The 14,336-nt window shown below is 72.7% G+C and carries 13 protein-coding genes and 1 riboswitch; of the genes, 11 read left to right on the forward strand and 2 right to left on the reverse strand.

From position 1 onward, the window contains the following. Positions 1 to 77 precede the first annotated feature (77 nt). Positions 78 to 208, forward strand: a riboswitch (FMN riboswitch). A gap of 213 nt (positions 209 to 421) precedes the next feature. The 10 genes from ribD to HC362_RS28715 all read left to right on the forward strand — a co-directional run bounded on the left by ribD (position 422) and on the right by HC362_RS28715 (position 9,483). Further along, a complete protein-coding gene (gene ribD, locus HC362_RS28670; RefSeq protein WP_243088865.1) occupies positions 422 to 1,612 on the forward strand; it encodes a bifunctional diaminohydroxyphosphoribosylaminopyrimidine deaminase/5-amino-6-(5-phosphoribosylamino)uracil reductase RibD in 1,191 nt (396 codons plus the stop codon). Next, positions 1,613 to 2,248 (forward strand): riboflavin synthase, encoded by a 636-nt coding sequence (locus HC362_RS28675; protein ID WP_243087066.1) that lies wholly within the window; start codon positions 1,613 to 1,615, stop codon positions 2,246 to 2,248. Then, positions 2,245 to 2,928, forward strand: coding sequence for a nicotinamide mononucleotide transporter family protein (locus tag HC362_RS28680; RefSeq protein WP_243087067.1), 684 nt, complete (start codon positions 2,245 to 2,247; stop codon positions 2,926 to 2,928). Before HC362_RS28675 ends, HC362_RS28680 begins: the two co-directional genes overlap by 4 nt. Positions 2,929 to 2,999: 71 nt before the next feature. Further along, on the forward strand, positions 3,000 to 4,352 hold the full coding sequence (locus HC362_RS28685; protein ID WP_243087068.1) for a bifunctional 3,4-dihydroxy-2-butanone-4-phosphate synthase/GTP cyclohydrolase II: 1,353 nt from the start codon (positions 3,000 to 3,002) through the stop codon (positions 4,350 to 4,352). Positions 4,353 to 4,411: 59 nt separating this feature from the next. After that, on the forward strand, positions 4,412 to 4,897 hold the full coding sequence (gene ribH, locus HC362_RS28690) for a 6,7-dimethyl-8-ribityllumazine synthase (RefSeq protein ID WP_209266585.1): 486 nt from the start codon (positions 4,412 to 4,414) through the stop codon (positions 4,895 to 4,897). Positions 4,898 to 4,931: 34 nt separating this feature from the next. After that, positions 4,932 to 5,204, forward strand: coding sequence for a phosphoribosyl-ATP diphosphatase (locus HC362_RS28695; protein ID WP_209266586.1), 273 nt, complete (start codon positions 4,932 to 4,934; stop codon positions 5,202 to 5,204). A gap of 62 nt (positions 5,205 to 5,266) precedes the next feature. After that, positions 5,267 to 6,115, forward strand: coding sequence for an ATP phosphoribosyltransferase (hisG, locus tag HC362_RS28700; protein WP_243087069.1), 849 nt, complete (start codon positions 5,267 to 5,269; stop codon positions 6,113 to 6,115). A 20-nt stretch (positions 6,116 to 6,135) separates the two neighbouring features. Further along, entirely contained in the window at positions 6,136 to 6,639 is a 504-nt protein-coding gene (locus tag HC362_RS28705) for a PH domain-containing protein (protein WP_243087070.1), read from the forward strand. Between the two features lie 205 nt (positions 6,640 to 6,844). Then, a complete protein-coding gene (locus HC362_RS28710; protein WP_243087071.1) occupies positions 6,845 to 8,284 on the forward strand; it encodes a hemolysin family protein in 1,440 nt (479 codons plus the stop codon). Continuing rightward, positions 8,281 to 9,483 carry a hemolysin family protein gene (locus HC362_RS28715; protein WP_243087072.1) on the forward strand — a complete coding sequence of 401 codons (1,203 nt, stop codon included), beginning with the start codon at positions 8,281 to 8,283 and terminating at the stop codon, positions 9,481 to 9,483. Before HC362_RS28710 ends, HC362_RS28715 begins: the two co-directional genes overlap by 4 nt. Here the strand turns inward: HC362_RS28715 and HC362_RS28720 are convergent. After that, complete coding sequence (locus HC362_RS28720) at positions 9,404 to 11,590, reverse strand: AAA family ATPase (RefSeq protein WP_243088866.1); 2,187 nt, start codon at positions 11,588 to 11,590, stop codon at positions 9,404 to 9,406. The two genes, HC362_RS28715 and HC362_RS28720, sit on opposite strands and share 80 nt — an antisense overlap. Positions 11,591 to 11,968: 378 nt before the next feature. Further along, on the reverse strand, positions 11,969 to 12,610 hold the full coding sequence (locus tag HC362_RS28725) for a hypothetical protein (protein ID WP_243087073.1): 642 nt from the start codon (positions 12,608 to 12,610) through the stop codon (positions 11,969 to 11,971). A 286-nt stretch (positions 12,611 to 12,896) separates the two neighbouring features. Between HC362_RS28725 and HC362_RS28730 the strand changes: the two genes are divergently transcribed. Then, a complete protein-coding gene (locus HC362_RS28730; RefSeq protein WP_243087074.1) occupies positions 12,897 to 14,306 on the forward strand; it encodes a peptidase C39 family protein in 1,410 nt (469 codons plus the stop codon). Positions 14,307 to 14,336: the final 30 nt, after the last annotated feature.

Consider the following 14,336-nt stretch of genomic DNA (forward strand, 5'->3'; position numbering starts at 1 on the left):
GACTCGCATAGTCCCCGGCACCACGTGGCAGACTGGGGGTACCTCCCGGCCACAGGCTGGGGGAGTACCAGTGACGTCAGCGCACTCCGGGGTCGGTGAAAGTCCGAACCGGCGGTTACAGTCCGCGACCCGGCCGCAGCCAGCGGCCGGTTGACCAGGTGAGATTCCTGGACCGACGGTTAAAGTCCGGATGGGAGGCAGTGCGCGGCGGACCGCAACCGGTGCACCGCCGTCGGCGGCGGTCCCGTTCCGGAGAAGGCAGAACCGGAATCGGGCCCCTCCCGTCCGGCCGGGTCGTTCCAAGGCGCGCGTCCGTCACAAAGTCCCGAAGCAGCCCCGGAGTCCGTGCCCGAAGAGGCAGGAGGACCCGGTGGCCCCCCACCCCCAAGCGCCGTACGCGCCGCAGGCGGAGCGCGACGCGATGCGCCGTGCCATCGCCCTCGCCGCGCGGGGACTCGGCTCCACCAGCCCCAATCCCGTCGTCGGCTGCGTCGTTCTCGACCAGGCGGGACGCACCGTGGGGGAGGGCTGGCACCAGCGCGCAGGCGGCCCGCACGCGGAGGTGCACGCGCTCGCCGAAGCCGGCGAGGACGCCCGCGGCGGCACCGCTGTCGTCACTCTCGAACCCTGCGACCACACCGGCCGCACCGGCCCTTGCGCGCAGGCGCTCATCGACGCGGGCATCTCCCGTGTCGTCTACGCCGTCGCCGACCCCAGCCCCGACGCCGCGGGCGGCGCGCTCACGCTGGCCGCCGCCGGTCTCGACGTCGAGGGCGGTCTGCTGGCCGACGAGGCCGCGGCGGGCAACGCCGCCTGGCTGACCTCCGTACTGCACGGCCGTCCGTATGTGACCTGGAAGTACGCCGCCACCCTCGACGGCAGAACCGCGGCGGCCGACGGCTCCAGCCGCTGGATCACCTCGGCCGAGGCCCGTGCCGACGTGCACCGGCTGCGCGCCGAGTCCGACGCCGTCCTGGTCGGTGCCGGTACCGCCCGCGCCGACGACCCGCACCTGGCCGTGCGCGATGTGCCCGGCGCCGTCCAGCCGCTCCGCGTCGTCCTCGACACCGAGGCGTCGGTCGTACGGGCCGGGGCGCGCGTGCTCGACGACGCGGCGCCCACAGTGATCGCCGTCGCCCAGGACGCGGACACCGCCGCACTGGAGGCCGCAGCAGGCGCGAGCCCGGCCGAGGTGCTGCGGCTGCCCCGCTCGGCGGACGGCGCGGGGCTCGACCTGGACGCGCTGCTGACCGCCCTGCAGACCCGCGATGTGCGCGCCGTGCTGCTGGAGGGCGGCGCCACCCTGGCGGGCTCCTTCGTCGCCGCCGGGCTGGTCGACCGGGTGGTCGGCTACCTCGCCCCCGTACTGCTGGGCGCGGGACCGCCCGCTCTGGGCGGGGCCGGAATCAGCACGATCGCACAGGCGTTGCGGCTGACCGTGAGCGAGACCGTGCGGCTCGGGCCCGACCTGCGGATCACCGCCGTGGGCGCCACCGCGCCCCAGACAGTACGCACGGCCGCCGCCGCGAGCACCACAGCGAGCACCGCCACCGGCCCCGCCACCGCGCGGGCCGAGCAGTCCGAGCAGTCCGAGCAGCCCGAGGAGTCCTGAGTGTTCACCGGAATCGTGGAAGAGCTGGGCGAGGTCGTCGCCGTAGAGGACCAGGGCGCTTCGGCCCGGCTGCGGCTGCGCGGACCGCGCGTCACCGCCGACGCGCGGCACGGCGACTCGATCGCGGTCAACGGCGTGTGCCTGACCGTCGTGGAGACGGGGGACGGCGAGTTCACCGCCGACGTCATGGCCGAGACCCTGCACCGCTCCAGCCTCGGAGCACTCACCGCGGGCTCGCCCGTCAACCTGGAGCGCCCGATGGCGCTCGGCGGGCGGCTCGACGGCCACCTCGTCCAGGGCCACGTCGACGGCACCGGCACCCTCACCGCACGGCACGACGCGGACAGCGGCACGGAGCTCACGGTCGCGCTGCCCGAGGGGCTGGGGCGGTACCTGGTCGAGAAGGGCTCCATCACCGTGGACGGCGTCAGCCTCACGGTCGTGGAGGCCGCCGACGACCACTTCACCGTCTCCCTCATCCCCACCACGCTCTCGCTCACCACGCTGGGCACCAAGCAGCCGGGCGATCCGGTCAACCTGGAGGTCGACGTCCTGGCCAAGTACGTCGAGCGGCTGCTGGGCGCCTCGGCGCCGGGCCTCGCCAACGAGCTCCGCCGAAGCGAGGCGACCCGATGAGCGGCTTCCACTGGTTGAACCAGGAGGCGTTCTCCGCCTTCGGGCAGCACGTCATCTGGTCCGACATGCTCGGCAACCTCATGGGGCTGCTCGGCCTGGCGCTGGGCTGGCGGCGCTCCATAGGCACCTGGCCCGCGCAGCTGCTGTCCGGGCTGATACTCGTCAGCGCCTTCGCCTCCGCGCATCTGGCGGGCGGGGTCGGCAAGCAGCTCCTGGTCATCGGGGTGGCGCTGTGGGGCTGGCGCCAGTGGCGGCGCGGCAACCAGCGGGCGCAGGACGGCTCCATCGCCGTACGGTTCGCCACCTGGCGCGAACGGGGCCTGCTGGCGCTCGGCACCGCGCTGGGCACCGCCGCCGTCGGCACCCTCTTCACCCTCGTCCCCTCTCTCTCGTGGAGCCCCTGGGCTGACGCCTACATCTTCGTGGGCACGCTGGCGGCGATGGTGGCCCAGGCCCGCGGCCTGGTCGAGTTCTGGTTCGCCTGGCTGCTGGTGGACGTGGTCGGGGTGCCGCTCGCCTTCAGCAGCGGGCTGGCCTTCTCCGGCCTCGTCTACGTCGTCTACCTCGGCCTCGTCCTGTGGGGCCTGCGCGCCTGGTGGCAGCGCTCCCGCGTGGAGGCCCGCGCACTGGCCGCAGCGCGCGCGGAGCCCGCGCTCAACTCCGCCGGGGCCGCCCTGTGAACGCCGGCCGGAGCCGCGCAGCGGACGCGGAGCACGCCACCCGAGCGCACCACCAAGGAAGGAGCACGCCCATGACCGCGCTGCCGAACTGGTACGACGCACCGCCGGCCCCGCGCCTCCCCGTCCCCGGGGAACCGGCGGAGGCCGACGCGGAGTTCGTGCTCGCGCTCGACCCCGTCGAGGAGGCGATCCGCGACATCGGCGAGGGCCGTCCGGTCGTGGTCGTCGACGACGAGAGCCGGGAGAACGAGGGCGACCTGGTGATGGCAGCCGAGCTGGTCACCCCCGAGATCGTCGCCTTCATGATGAGCGAGTGCCGCGGCCTGATCTGCACCCCCATGGAGGGCGCCGACCTGGACCGGCTCGCACTGCCCCAGATGGTCGCCGAGAACACCGAGTCCATGGGCACCGCGTTCACCGTCACCGTCGACGCGACGCGCGCCCACGGCGTCACCACCGGCATCTCGGCCGCCGACCGCGCCGCCACCATCCGGCTGCTCGCCGACCCCGACACCACCCCTGAGGACTTCGTCCGCCCCGGGCACGCCTTCCCGCTGCGCGCCAAGCCGGGCGGGGTGCTCGCCCGCGCCGGGCACACCGAGGCGGGTGTCGACCTGGCCCGGCTGGCCGGGCTGCGGCCCGCCGCAGCGATCGTGGAGATCGCCGGCGAGGACGGCACCATGCTGCGGCTGCCCGAGTTGGTGCCGTTCGCGCGCAAGCACGGGCTGCGGATCATCTCCATCGAGGACCTGATCGCCTACCGCCGCTCCGCCGAGCCCACCGTGCGGCGCGAGGCGGAGACCCGGCTGCCCACCCGGCACGGCGAGTTCCGCGCCTACGGCTACCGCTCGACCGTCGACGGGGTGGAGCACATCGCCCTGGTCACCGGCGACCTCACCGGTCCGGGGGACCCCGCGGGCGGTGAGGACGTGCTCGTACGGGTGCATTCCGAGTGCCTGACCGGTGACGTCTTCGGCTCCCAGCGCTGCGACTGCGGGCCCCAGCTGGAGGCGTCCTTGGAGCGCGTCCAGCAGGAGGGCCGGGGCGTGGTGCTCTACCTGCGCGGGCACGAGGGCCGGGGGATCGGGCTGATGTCCAAGCTGCGCGCCTACGAGCTGCAGGAGCGCGGCCGCGACACCCTCGACGCCAACCTGGAACTGGGCCTCCCCGCCGACGCCCGCGACTACGCGGCCGCCGCGCAGATCCTCACCGACCTGGGCGTCAGGTCCCTGCGGCTGATGACCAACAACCCGGAGAAGACCGCCGCGATGGTGCGGCACGGGCTGCGCGTCACCGGCCGGGAGCCGATGCCGGTGCAGGCGGGCGAGCACAACCTGCGCTACCTGCGCACCAAGCGCGACCGGATGGGCCACGACCTGCCGTGGCTGGACGCCGACCGCACCTCACCCTGCGGTACGCAGTAACAACCGGCCCCGTAGGCCACCGACGACACCACCACCACACTTCGAACCCGAGGAGCACCGTGAGCGGCAAGGGCGCACCCGAACTGACCGTCAAGAACTGCCAGGACCTGCGCGTGGCCGTGGTCGCCGCGCAGTGGCACCAGCAGGTCATGGACGGCCTCGTCGACGGCGCCCTGCGGGCGCTGGGCGAGCTGGGCATCGACGAGCCCACCCTGCTGCGCGTCCCCGGCAGCTTCGAGCTGCCCGTCGTCGCCAAGGTCCTCGCCGACCGCGGATACGACGCGATCGTGGCGCTCGGCGTCGTCGTCCGGGGCGGCACCCCGCACTTCGACTACGTCTGCCAGGGCGTCACCCAGGGCCTCACCGAGGTCTCGGTCCGTACCGGCGTCCCCATCGGGTTCGGCGTGCTGACCTGCGACGACGAGGAGCAGGCCATCGCACGCGCCGGACTGCCCGGCTCCACCGAGGACAAGGGCCACGAGGCCGTCACCGCGGCCGTGGCCACGGCCGCGACCCTGCGCACCGTCGCGGAGCCCTGGCGGTGAGCGCCCTGCGCCACCGCGTAGGGTGTCAGGCACCATGGCGAACAAGACATTCGAGCAGCTCTTCGCCGAGCTGCAGCACAAGGCCGCCACCGGCGACCCCAGCACCTCCCGCACCGCCGAGCTCGCCGCGCAGGGCGTGCACGCCATCGGCAAGAAGATCGTGGAGGAGGCCGCCGAAGTCTGGATGGCGGCCGAGCACGAGGGCGACGAGCGCACCGCCGAGGAGATCTCGCAGCTCCTCTACCATCTGCAGGTGCTCATGGCCGCCAAGGGCCTCTCCCTCGACGACGTATACGCTCACCTCTGAGCGCCGTCGCTCCCCTTTCCGTTCCTCCCGCTCCTCCTCCACTTCACGAACAAAGGAAGCTCATGCTGCGCATCGCCGTCCCCAACAAGGGTTCCCTCTCCGGCCCTGCCGGGGAGATGCTGCATGAGGCCGGGTACCAGCAGCGCAAGGCGACCAAGGAACTCGTCCTGGTGGACCCGGAGAACGAGGTCGAGTTCTTCTATCTGCGCCCCCGCGACATCGCGATCTACGTCAGCTCCGGCCGGCTCGACATCGGCATCACGGGACGGGATCTGCTGCTGGACTCCGGGGCGCAGGCCGAAGAGGTCCTCCCGCTCGGGTTCGCCCGCTCCACCTTCCGCTACGCCGCCAAGCCCGGCACCGTCGAGACGCTGGACGACCTGACCGGGCTGACGGTCGCCACCTCCTACGAGGGCATCGTCGCCAAGCACCTGGCGGACAAGGGCATCGACGCCTCCGTCGTGCACCTGGACGGTGCCGTGGAGACGGCCATCGAACTGGGTGTGGCACAGGTCATCGCGGACGTCGTGGAGACCGGCACCTCGCTGCGCAACGCGGGTCTGGAGATCGTCGGCGAGCCGATCATGCAGTCAGAGGCCGTTGTCATCCGGCGCACCGGAGCCGACCCGGACGGGCCCAAGGTGCAGCAGTTCCTGCGCCGCCTCCAGGGCGTCCTGGTGGCCCGCAGCTACGTGATGATGGACTACGACATCCGCGCCGAGCACCTGGAGCAGGCCGTGGCGCTCACCCCGGGCCTGGAGTCGCCGACCATCTCCCCGCTGCACGACCAGGGCTGGGTCGCCGTCCGCTCCATGGTGCGCACCACCGAGGCGCAGCGGATCATGGACGACCTCTACGACCTGGGCGCCCGTGCCATCCTCACCACCGGCATCCACGCCTGCCGCCTGTGACCCGCGTCCGGAGCTCACTGATGACCGACAGCCCAGCGCCCTGCGCGCTTCCCGTCACCTTCCGGCCCACCCGCACCCGCGCGGTGCTGCTGACGGCGGGGCTCGCCGCCTTCCTGGTCCTCACCGTCGTCTCGCTGATGCTCCAGATCGGCGGCGGCGAGCGGGCGAGCTTCATCTGCACGGGCGTGCTCTTCCTCGGCGTGCTGGTGCTGTTGAGCCGCCCCCGGGTGACGGCCGACGAGGACGGGGTGACGGTCGTCAACCTCACGACCAAGCGGCGTCTCGCATGGGCGCAGGTGCTCGCCGTCCGGCTGCGGCCCGGCGACCCGTGGGTCTTGCTGGACCTGGCCGACGGCACCAACCTGCCCGCCATGGGCATCCAGCCGGGCATCGCCAAGCAGCAGGCGCTCGCCCAAGCGCGTACCCTGCGCGCTCTCGTCGAGCTCAAGGGCACGTCCCAGGACGCCTCGAACGGCACGTCGAACCCCGCCGCGGGCGAGACCGGGACCGACGCCGGAAAGTAGCAGCTCCGCCGCCGGGTCCGGCAACCTACGGCACGGTGCCGCGCGTCTTCGCGGGGTGTCGACCAGTGTCTACTCTGGTGCACACCGGCATGAGCCGCCCCGCGCTCGCGCGCGGGCACCTGCGAACCGAGGAGTGACCACCTCCAGCGATGGACGGATCGTCCTGTAGTACGTGCGCCGCGTCCCGGCTGAACGGGGGCGTGGCATGACCCTCCCGCTAGTGCTGCTCGGTGTGGCGTTCCTGCTCGTCCTCGCCAACGGCTTCTTCGTCGCGGCGGAGTTCGGGCTCGTCACCGTCGAGAAACCCGAGGCCGAACGCGCCGCCGCACAGGGCGACCGGAAGGCCCGCGCCGTTGTCCGTGCCCTGCCGGAGCTGTCCTTCCAGCTCTCCGGCACACAGCTCGGCATCACCCTCACCTCCCTGATCACCGGCATGCTCGCCGAACCCGCGCTGGCCCGGCTGCTGGACGGCCCGTTGACCGCGGTGGGGACACCACCGGGCGCGGTCGGCGGGGTCGCCGTCGGCACCGGCATGCTGATCGCCTCAGCCGTCCAGATGGTCGTGGGCGAACTGGTGCCCAAGAACTGGGCCGTCTCCCGGCCGCTGGCGGTGGCCAGGTTCGTGGCCGGGCCGCAGCGCCTCTTCTCGCGCACGTTCCGGCCCGTGATCGCGGGCCTGAACGCGGCGGCCAACCGTATGGTGCGGCTCTTCGGCGTCCAGCCCGCCGAGGAGCTGGCCTCGGCCCGCACCCCCGGCGAACTCGTCTCGCTGGCCCACCACTCGGCCCGCGCCGGCGCCCTCGAACAGGACACCGCCGACCTGTTCGTGCGCACCCTGGCGCTGGGCGGGCTGACGGCGCAGCACGTGATGACACCCCGGGTGCGGGTCAGCGCCCTGCAGGCACTGGCCACCGCGGAGGACGTCCTCAACCTCACCCGCGCCACCGGGCTCTCCCGCTTCCCCGTCTACCAGGACACGCTCGACGAGGTCGTCGGCATGGTGCACCTCAAGGACGCCCTCGCCGTCCCCGCTGACCTGCGGCTGCACACACCGGCGGTCCGTATCGCCGTCCCCGCGCTGCACGTCCCGCAGACCCTCCCCGTCCGGCCGCTGCTGGCGCGGCTGCGCAGCGAACAGCCCATCGCGGTCGTCGTGGACGAGTACGGCGGCACCGCGGGCGTCGTCACGCTGGAGGACATCGTCGAGGAGATCGTCGGCGAGGTACGCGACGAACACGACGGGCAGCTCTACGCCGAACTGCCCGAACTGGCCCCGGCCCCGCCCGACCAGGAGGGCCGCCCCGCCTGGGACGCCGACGGCAGCTGCCGGGTGGGCGCGCTGCGCGGTATCGGCCTGGAGGTGCCAGAGGGGCCCTACGAGACCGTGGCGGGACTCGTCGCCGACCTGCTGGGCCGCATCCCGGCGCCCGGCGACACCGCACGCCTGCGGGTGCCGCACGCCCGCACCGGGGACGGCGGCCGGGAGTGGCAGCTGAAGGTGCGGCAGGTGGCACACCACCGTGCCGAGCGGGTCCGCATCGTGGCCCAGGACCGCGCCGCGGGCCCCGCCACGGGCGGACCCGCAGGCCGGCGGGACGGCGAACCCCCGCTCCCGGCGCGCAGCATGGAGGCGGCGGCGTCATGAGCGTCCTCCAACTCCTGTTCGCCGCGCTGCTGGTGCTGGCCAACGGCTTCTTCGTCGGCGCCGAGTTCGCGCTCGTGTCCGTACGACGCAGCCAGATCGAACCCCTCGCGGCCGACGGCTCGGCGCGTGCCCGGCGCGTGCTGCGCGGGCTGGAGACGCTGCCGCAGATGATGGCGGCGGCGCAGTTCGGCATCACGGTGTGCTCGCTGACCCTGGGCGCCGTCGCCGAGCCCACGCTGGCACACCTGCTGGAGCCCGCCTTCCACGCCGTGCGGCTGCCGCATGCGCTGGTGCACCCCGTGGGCTATGTGATCGCCCTGGCCGTGGTGGTCTTCTTCCACCTGGTGGTGGGCGAGATGGTGCCCAAGAACCTCGCCATGGCGGCGCCCGAGCGCACCGCGCTGTGGCTCGGCCCCGGGCTGGTCGCCTTCGCGCGGCTGACCCGCCCCGTCACCGCGGCACTGGGGGCGTGCTCGACCGTCATCCTGCGGCTCTTCCGCGTCGAGCCCAAGGACGAGGTCGCCGCCGCCTTCACCAGCGAACAGCTCAACCAACTGGTGCAGGACTCCCGGCAGGCCGGGCTGCTGGAGGCCGACGAACACGAACGGCTGGCCGACGCCCTGGAGCTGGGTTCCCGGCCGCTGACCGAGGTCCTGCTGGGCGGTACCGAGCTGGTCACCGTCGGTACCGATGTCACCCCGCGCCAGGTGGAGGAGCTGACCGTACGCACCGGCTACTCCCGCTTCCCGGTACGCGCCGACGACGGCGGCTTCCTGGGATATCTGCACGTCAAGGACGTACTCGACCTGGAGGAGGCGGACCGCGCGGTGCCGCAGCGGCTCTGGCGGCCGATGACGACACTGCGAGGCGAGCTGCCGCTGGACGACGCCCTCACCGCCATGCGGGCCGGCGCCTCGCATCTGGCGGCCGTCGCGGACGCCTCGGGCCGGGTGCTGGGCCTGGCGGCGCTGGAGGACGTGCTGGAGATGCTGGTGGGCGAGGTGCACGACCCCGCCCATACCGACACCCACACGGAGACGTGCACCGACACCCGTACGGAACCTGCAGGGAGCGGGCCAGGACATGGGCTGCCCACCGCCCGGCACCTGCCGGACGACTTCAGCCCAGCGGCGGCTGCGGGCCGGGACGAGGACCGTCGGGACCCCGCCCCGACAGCACCTCGCCGTACGCCTGCATGAGGTCGGGCAGCCGCAGCGTGGCCAGGTCGTCACGGGTGGGGTTGCCCGCGTAGCCGGACAGCCGCAGATCGCGGTAGGCGCAGCTCTTCTCGTAGAGGGTGCGCAGGAAGCGGCCGTTGCCCAACTCGTCGATCCAGCCCTGGTCGACCACGTGCCCGCTGATGCTGCGCAGCTCCTCCAGCGCCTCCTCGTCCCACACATCGCCGTTGTCGGCCGCCAGCACCTCGCCGATGGCCGTCAGCTCCAGCGGCCGGTAGCTGGGGAAGTCGACCCGCGTGGTGAAGCGGGAGGAGAGCCCCGGGTTGGCCGCCAGCAGCCTGTCCATCCCCTCCGGGTAGCCGGCCAGGATCACCACCAGCTGGTCCCGGTTGTCCTCGGCGCGCTTGAGCAGCACCTGCAGCGCCTCGTCGCCGTACGCGTCGCCCTTGGTGTAGCCCGAGTTGGACAGCGCGTACGCCTCGTCGACGAACAGCACACCGCCGAGCGCCGAGTCGATCAGCTCGTTGGCCTTGACCGCGGTCTGCCCCAGGAACTCGCCCACCAGATCGGCGCGCTGGGCCTCGACCAGATGATCGCCGTCGAGCAGGCCCAGCGCGTAGAAGGCCCGTCCCAGGATGCGCGCCACCGTGGTCTTGCCCGTACCCGAGGGGCCGGAGAAGACGAAGTGCCGCTTCGGCGGCTGCACCGGCAGGCCCTGGCCGGCCCGCAGCCGTGCCATGTGCAACTGCGCCGAGAGGGCCCGTACTTGGCGTTTGACCGGCTCCAGGCCGACCATCCGCTCCAGCTCCTCCAGCGCCTGGGCGAGCAGCACCGGATCGGAGGGGCCCGAGGGCAGTCTGCCGTCGCCGGGCGGGGATCCGCGCCGCAGCAGCACGCTGCTGTCCACCCGGATCGGTTCGGCCGGGTCGCCGGAGTCCTCCAGCCGCAGTCCGTCGGCCTCCGGGTCCACCACCGGGTCGGCGGACTCGGCCGCGTCCCGCAGCCCCGCCGGGGGTCCGTCCTGGGCCGGGTCCGGTATGCCCGTCTCCTGCGCCCCGCCTCCCGGGGGCCCGGTGTCCTGACGGCGCTCGGTGTCGCTGTCCCGGAGCCCGGCGCCGTCCCGGGGGGCCGCGCCGTCCCCGGGCCAGGTCCGGTCGTCGTCCAGACGCCTGCCGCGGTCGGTGGGCAGGGCGCCGTCGGAGGGCTCGGCCGGGTCAGCGGGCTGTGCCGGGTCGCCGGGCGCCTCGGGGCCCCGGTCGAAGCGCTCCTGGGTCGCGTTGCCGGCGGCGCCGTCCGGTCCGCCCAGGCCGCCGGAGAGCACGGCGGCCGCCAGATCCTCGGCCGAGCCGCCTATGCCGTCGTTCTCGGCGATGGTCGTCAGCCGGGCCGAGGTGTCCATGAACGTCGGGTCGATACGGTGCACGGCCCGGTACAGCGGCAGGGCCGCCGCGCTGCGGCCGGTGCCCTCGCGGGCGCGGGCCAGCCAGTAGCGCAGCTCCTTGCGCTGCGGCTGTTCGCTGCGGCAGCGCATCAGCGCGGCGGCCAGCAGCGGCTCGGCCTGCCCGTACATCTCCAGCCGCACCCGGGCCATGCCCGCGAACAGTCCGGCCTCGATACCCAGCAGCGGGTCGTCCACCAGCGGCTCGGTGTGGGCGACCAGCCCCTCCCAGTCCTTGGCCAGGTAGGCGCGGCAGGCGTGCAGGAACCGTACCTGCGGGTCGGTGTCGACCGGGGGGCAGCCGGCCAGGGCGCGGTCGAGTTCGGCCACATGGCGGCCGTCGAGCCAGTGCGAGGCGTGCGCGAGCAGCAGATCGCGCTCGTACTCGAGCACCGGCTGAACCCACCAGCCCAGCCAGTACCAGGAGTTGAGGGTGCGTCCGTGCCGGGTGCGCTGTTCCCCGAAGCGGTCCCTGTGGTGGTACATCCGCAGCAGCGCGGTCGCGGTGTCGGCGCGCAGCGCGTGCAGTCCCAGCCAGGCGTCCGCCATTCCCGGATCGAGCCGCACGGCCGTGCGGAACTCCTCCTCGGCCTGGGCGTATCCGCCGACGGTGTACGCGTCCACCCCACGAAGCCAGGCGAGTTCGGCCGGGGCGTGCAGGCCCTGGGGGTCCTGCGTGCCGAAGTTCATCACGTCCCCCACGAAACGTCCCCCGATCTGCCGGGTATCACCCGGGGTTCCCACGCTGTTTCGCATCGTACCCGTGCTCAGGGCGCTGTCGAAGGGCGCCGCAGGCCGCATCACGGGGCGCGGAACAGGGCGGCCGAGCAGAGCACGAGAGGGGGTTCGGGCGCGGAGGCTTTCATAAGAGCGCTACGAAGAGTAAGAGAAACGGAAAGAAGTCATTCCGCTTGACTGTCCCGGGGCAGAACGAAGCCCCCGGTCACGGGGGAACAACCGGGGGCTTCGCGTATGAAGACGGCCTGCGTAGGCCGCTTGTTGGAAACGTAATCGGTCCGGCGCCAATGGTCAAGCCGCCCGGTTGCACTCGGTGCCGTCGGATGGCTGTCAACTGCCACGAGTTATACGGAGGGTCATATTCAACGGGGCGTCCGGCGCCTCGCCCGCGCTCTCCCGTACCTCGTACCCCGTGCGTCCCTCGCCCGTCTCGCGCACCAGGAAGTCCGCGAACGGGCGCGAGGGGTCGGCAGCGAAGTGCGCGCGCTCCGCCGGAACCCACCGCGCCCAGAAGCCCCGTTGACCGGGCCCGTCCCGCCGCCGGCCGCGCCGCCACGCGTCCTCTGCCGCCATATCGGACCACAACAGGCAGGCCAGCAGCGGTCGCAGCGCTGCCCGTCCCGCTCCCACGCCCTCGACGAGGACGACCGGAGCGGGCGGCAGCACGGCCTCGGTCGTATACGCGCCCGCCACCCAGTCGTACATCACATAGCGTGCGGGCTCGCCACGCCCCAATGGTTCGAGCACCTGCCGGGTGAGCCGCTCGGTCCAGCCGAACAGCGCCTCGTGGCTGGCCAGATCGTCCAGGTGGAGCACCGGCGCCCCGCCCAGCAGCTGAGAGAGCCGCCGCGCCAGCGTCGTCTTGCCGGACCCCGCGTGCCCGTCCAGCCCCACCAGCCGCACCGGGCCGCAGGAAGCGGGCAGCGCGGCCAGCCGTTCGGCGAGCGCTTCGAGGGTGAGCGGAGCGGGCATTCCCCCAGCGTACGTCCGGCTCGGACAGATGTGCGGTGCCGTCTCCTCCCCGGGACCGGCCACGCTGTGTCACTGGCCGGGCCAATGACGACGGCATGCCGAGAGGCCGAAGCTCTGGCACGCACCGTGCTGAGCCGTAATAGTTGGCTTCCGCGCACGGCCGGGTACGACCGCGGGGTACGACTGCCGGGTACGACCGCGTACGGAACCGCCCACCGCCTGGACCACGATCCGACGCACCACCTGTGACGAACGCCGCACCGACCCACGACTGGGGGCACTCCGCATGACCAGCAGATCCGCCAACCGCCGTACCGTTCTGGCCGCCGCCGTCGCCGCGGCGGCCTCAGCAGTCGCAGCCCCCGCCGCCCTGGCGGCCGACACCCGCTCGGGTGGAACCGCGGGCACCTACGGCACGGGCCGCCCGGCCTGGCGGCACCGGCCCGGGAAGGCAGGAAACGTGGAGTTCCACGACTGGGCCTCGCAGCGCGAGTGGGCCTCGGGCCGTGGCAAGGGAACCCGGGTACTCTCCAGCGGGCGCCCCGGCATCGTCCTGGCGTCCCCCGCGGGCACCACCTCCTACAAGGACCCGCACACCGGCAAGAAGGCCGACTGGGAGTACGCCACCTGGACCTCGCCCGTACACGAGTGCGCCGTACCCGCCGGGGAGGCCATCGCCTCCTGGAACGCCCACACACCCAAGGGCACCTGGATCCGGATCGAGCTGCGGGGCACCTACTCCGACGGCACGTCCACCCCCTGGTACACCATGGGCATCTGGACCTCGGGGGACGGAGCCGATGTACCGCGCCGCACCTCCGTCGACGGGCAGAAGGACGGCAAGAGCAGCATCTGGACCGACACCTTCTCCATCGACGACTCCGCGAGCGGGCTGCGGCTGAAGGCCTACCGGCTGCGGCTGACCCTGTGCCGCACCCCCGGCAGCGAGGCCACCCCCACGGTGTGGCGGGCCGGTGTGATGTGCTCCGACGTACCCGACCGCTTCGAGGTCCCCGCCTCCGAACCCGGTCTGGGCAGGGCGGTCGAGCTGAAGGTGCCGCGCTATTCGCAGGAGATCCACAAGGGCCAGTACCCCGAGTACGACAACGGCGGCGAGGCCTGGTGCAGCCCCACCTCCTCACAGATGATCATCGAGTACTGGGGCCGCAAGCCCACCGCCGAGGACCTCGCCTGGGTCAACCCCGACTACGCCGACCCCCAGGTCTGCCACGCGGCCCGCTACACCTACGACTACCAGTACGAAGGCTGCGGCAACTGGCCCTTCAACAGCGCCTACGCCAGCACCTACCGGAACATGAACGCGGTCGTCACCCGTCTGAACTCCCTCAACGACGCCGAGGAGTTCATCGCCGCGGGCATCCCGCTGATCACCTCGCAGTCCTTCATCGAGTCCGAACTCGACGGCGCCGGCTACGGCACCTCAGGCCACCTGATGACCGTCATCGGCTTCACCAAGTCCGGCGACGTCATCGCCAATGACCCCAACTCCCCGGACAACCCCTCGGTCCGCCACGTCTACAAGCGCCGGCAGTTCGAGAACATCTGGCTGAGGACCAAGCGCAAGAACGCCGACGGCAAGGTCCTCAGCGGCACCGGCGGCGTCTGCTACCTCTACTGGCCCGTCAACCCGACACACGCCCAGCGCCGGGTCCTGCACAAGCACGGGGTCTGCTGAGCCTGCCACGGGCGCGGCTCGCCCAGGCTG

The organism is Streptomyces sp. 891-h, from assembly GCF_022760275.1.
Taxonomy (GTDB): Bacteria; Actinomycetota; Actinomycetes; order Streptomycetales; family Streptomycetaceae; genus Streptomyces; species Streptomyces spirodelae.

Excerpts from the sequence above, each read along its gene's own strand:
- HC362_RS28720 (WP_243088866.1), bottom strand. The coding sequence starts at position 11,590 with ATGAACTTCGGCACGCAGGACCCCCAGGGCCTGCACGCCCCGGCCGAA.
- HC362_RS28715 (WP_243087072.1), top strand. The coding sequence starts at position 8,281 with ATGAGCGTCCTCCAACTCCTGTTCGCCGCGCTGCTGGTGCTGGCCAAC.
- HC362_RS28685 (WP_243087068.1), top strand. The coding sequence starts at position 3,000 with ATGACCGCGCTGCCGAACTGGTACGACGCACCGCCGGCCCCGCGCCTC.
- HC362_RS28695 (WP_209266586.1), top strand. The coding sequence starts at position 4,932 with ATGGCGAACAAGACATTCGAGCAGCTCTTCGCCGAGCTGCAGCACAAG.
- HC362_RS28680 (WP_243087067.1), top strand. The coding sequence starts at position 2,245 with ATGAGCGGCTTCCACTGGTTGAACCAGGAGGCGTTCTCCGCCTTCGGG.
- HC362_RS28730 (WP_243087074.1), top strand. The coding sequence starts at position 12,897 with ATGACCAGCAGATCCGCCAACCGCCGTACCGTTCTGGCCGCCGCCGTC.
- HC362_RS28725 (WP_243087073.1), bottom strand. The coding sequence starts at position 12,610 with ATGCCCGCTCCGCTCACCCTCGAAGCGCTCGCCGAACGGCTGGCCGCG.
- HC362_RS28705 (WP_243087070.1), top strand. The coding sequence starts at position 6,136 with ATGACCGACAGCCCAGCGCCCTGCGCGCTTCCCGTCACCTTCCGGCCC.
- hisG (WP_243087069.1), top strand. The coding sequence starts at position 5,267 with ATGCTGCGCATCGCCGTCCCCAACAAGGGTTCCCTCTCCGGCCCTGCC.
- ribD (WP_243088865.1), top strand. The coding sequence starts at position 422 with ATGCGCCGTGCCATCGCCCTCGCCGCGCGGGGACTCGGCTCCACCAGC.
- HC362_RS28710 (WP_243087071.1), top strand. The coding sequence starts at position 6,845 with ATGACCCTCCCGCTAGTGCTGCTCGGTGTGGCGTTCCTGCTCGTCCTC.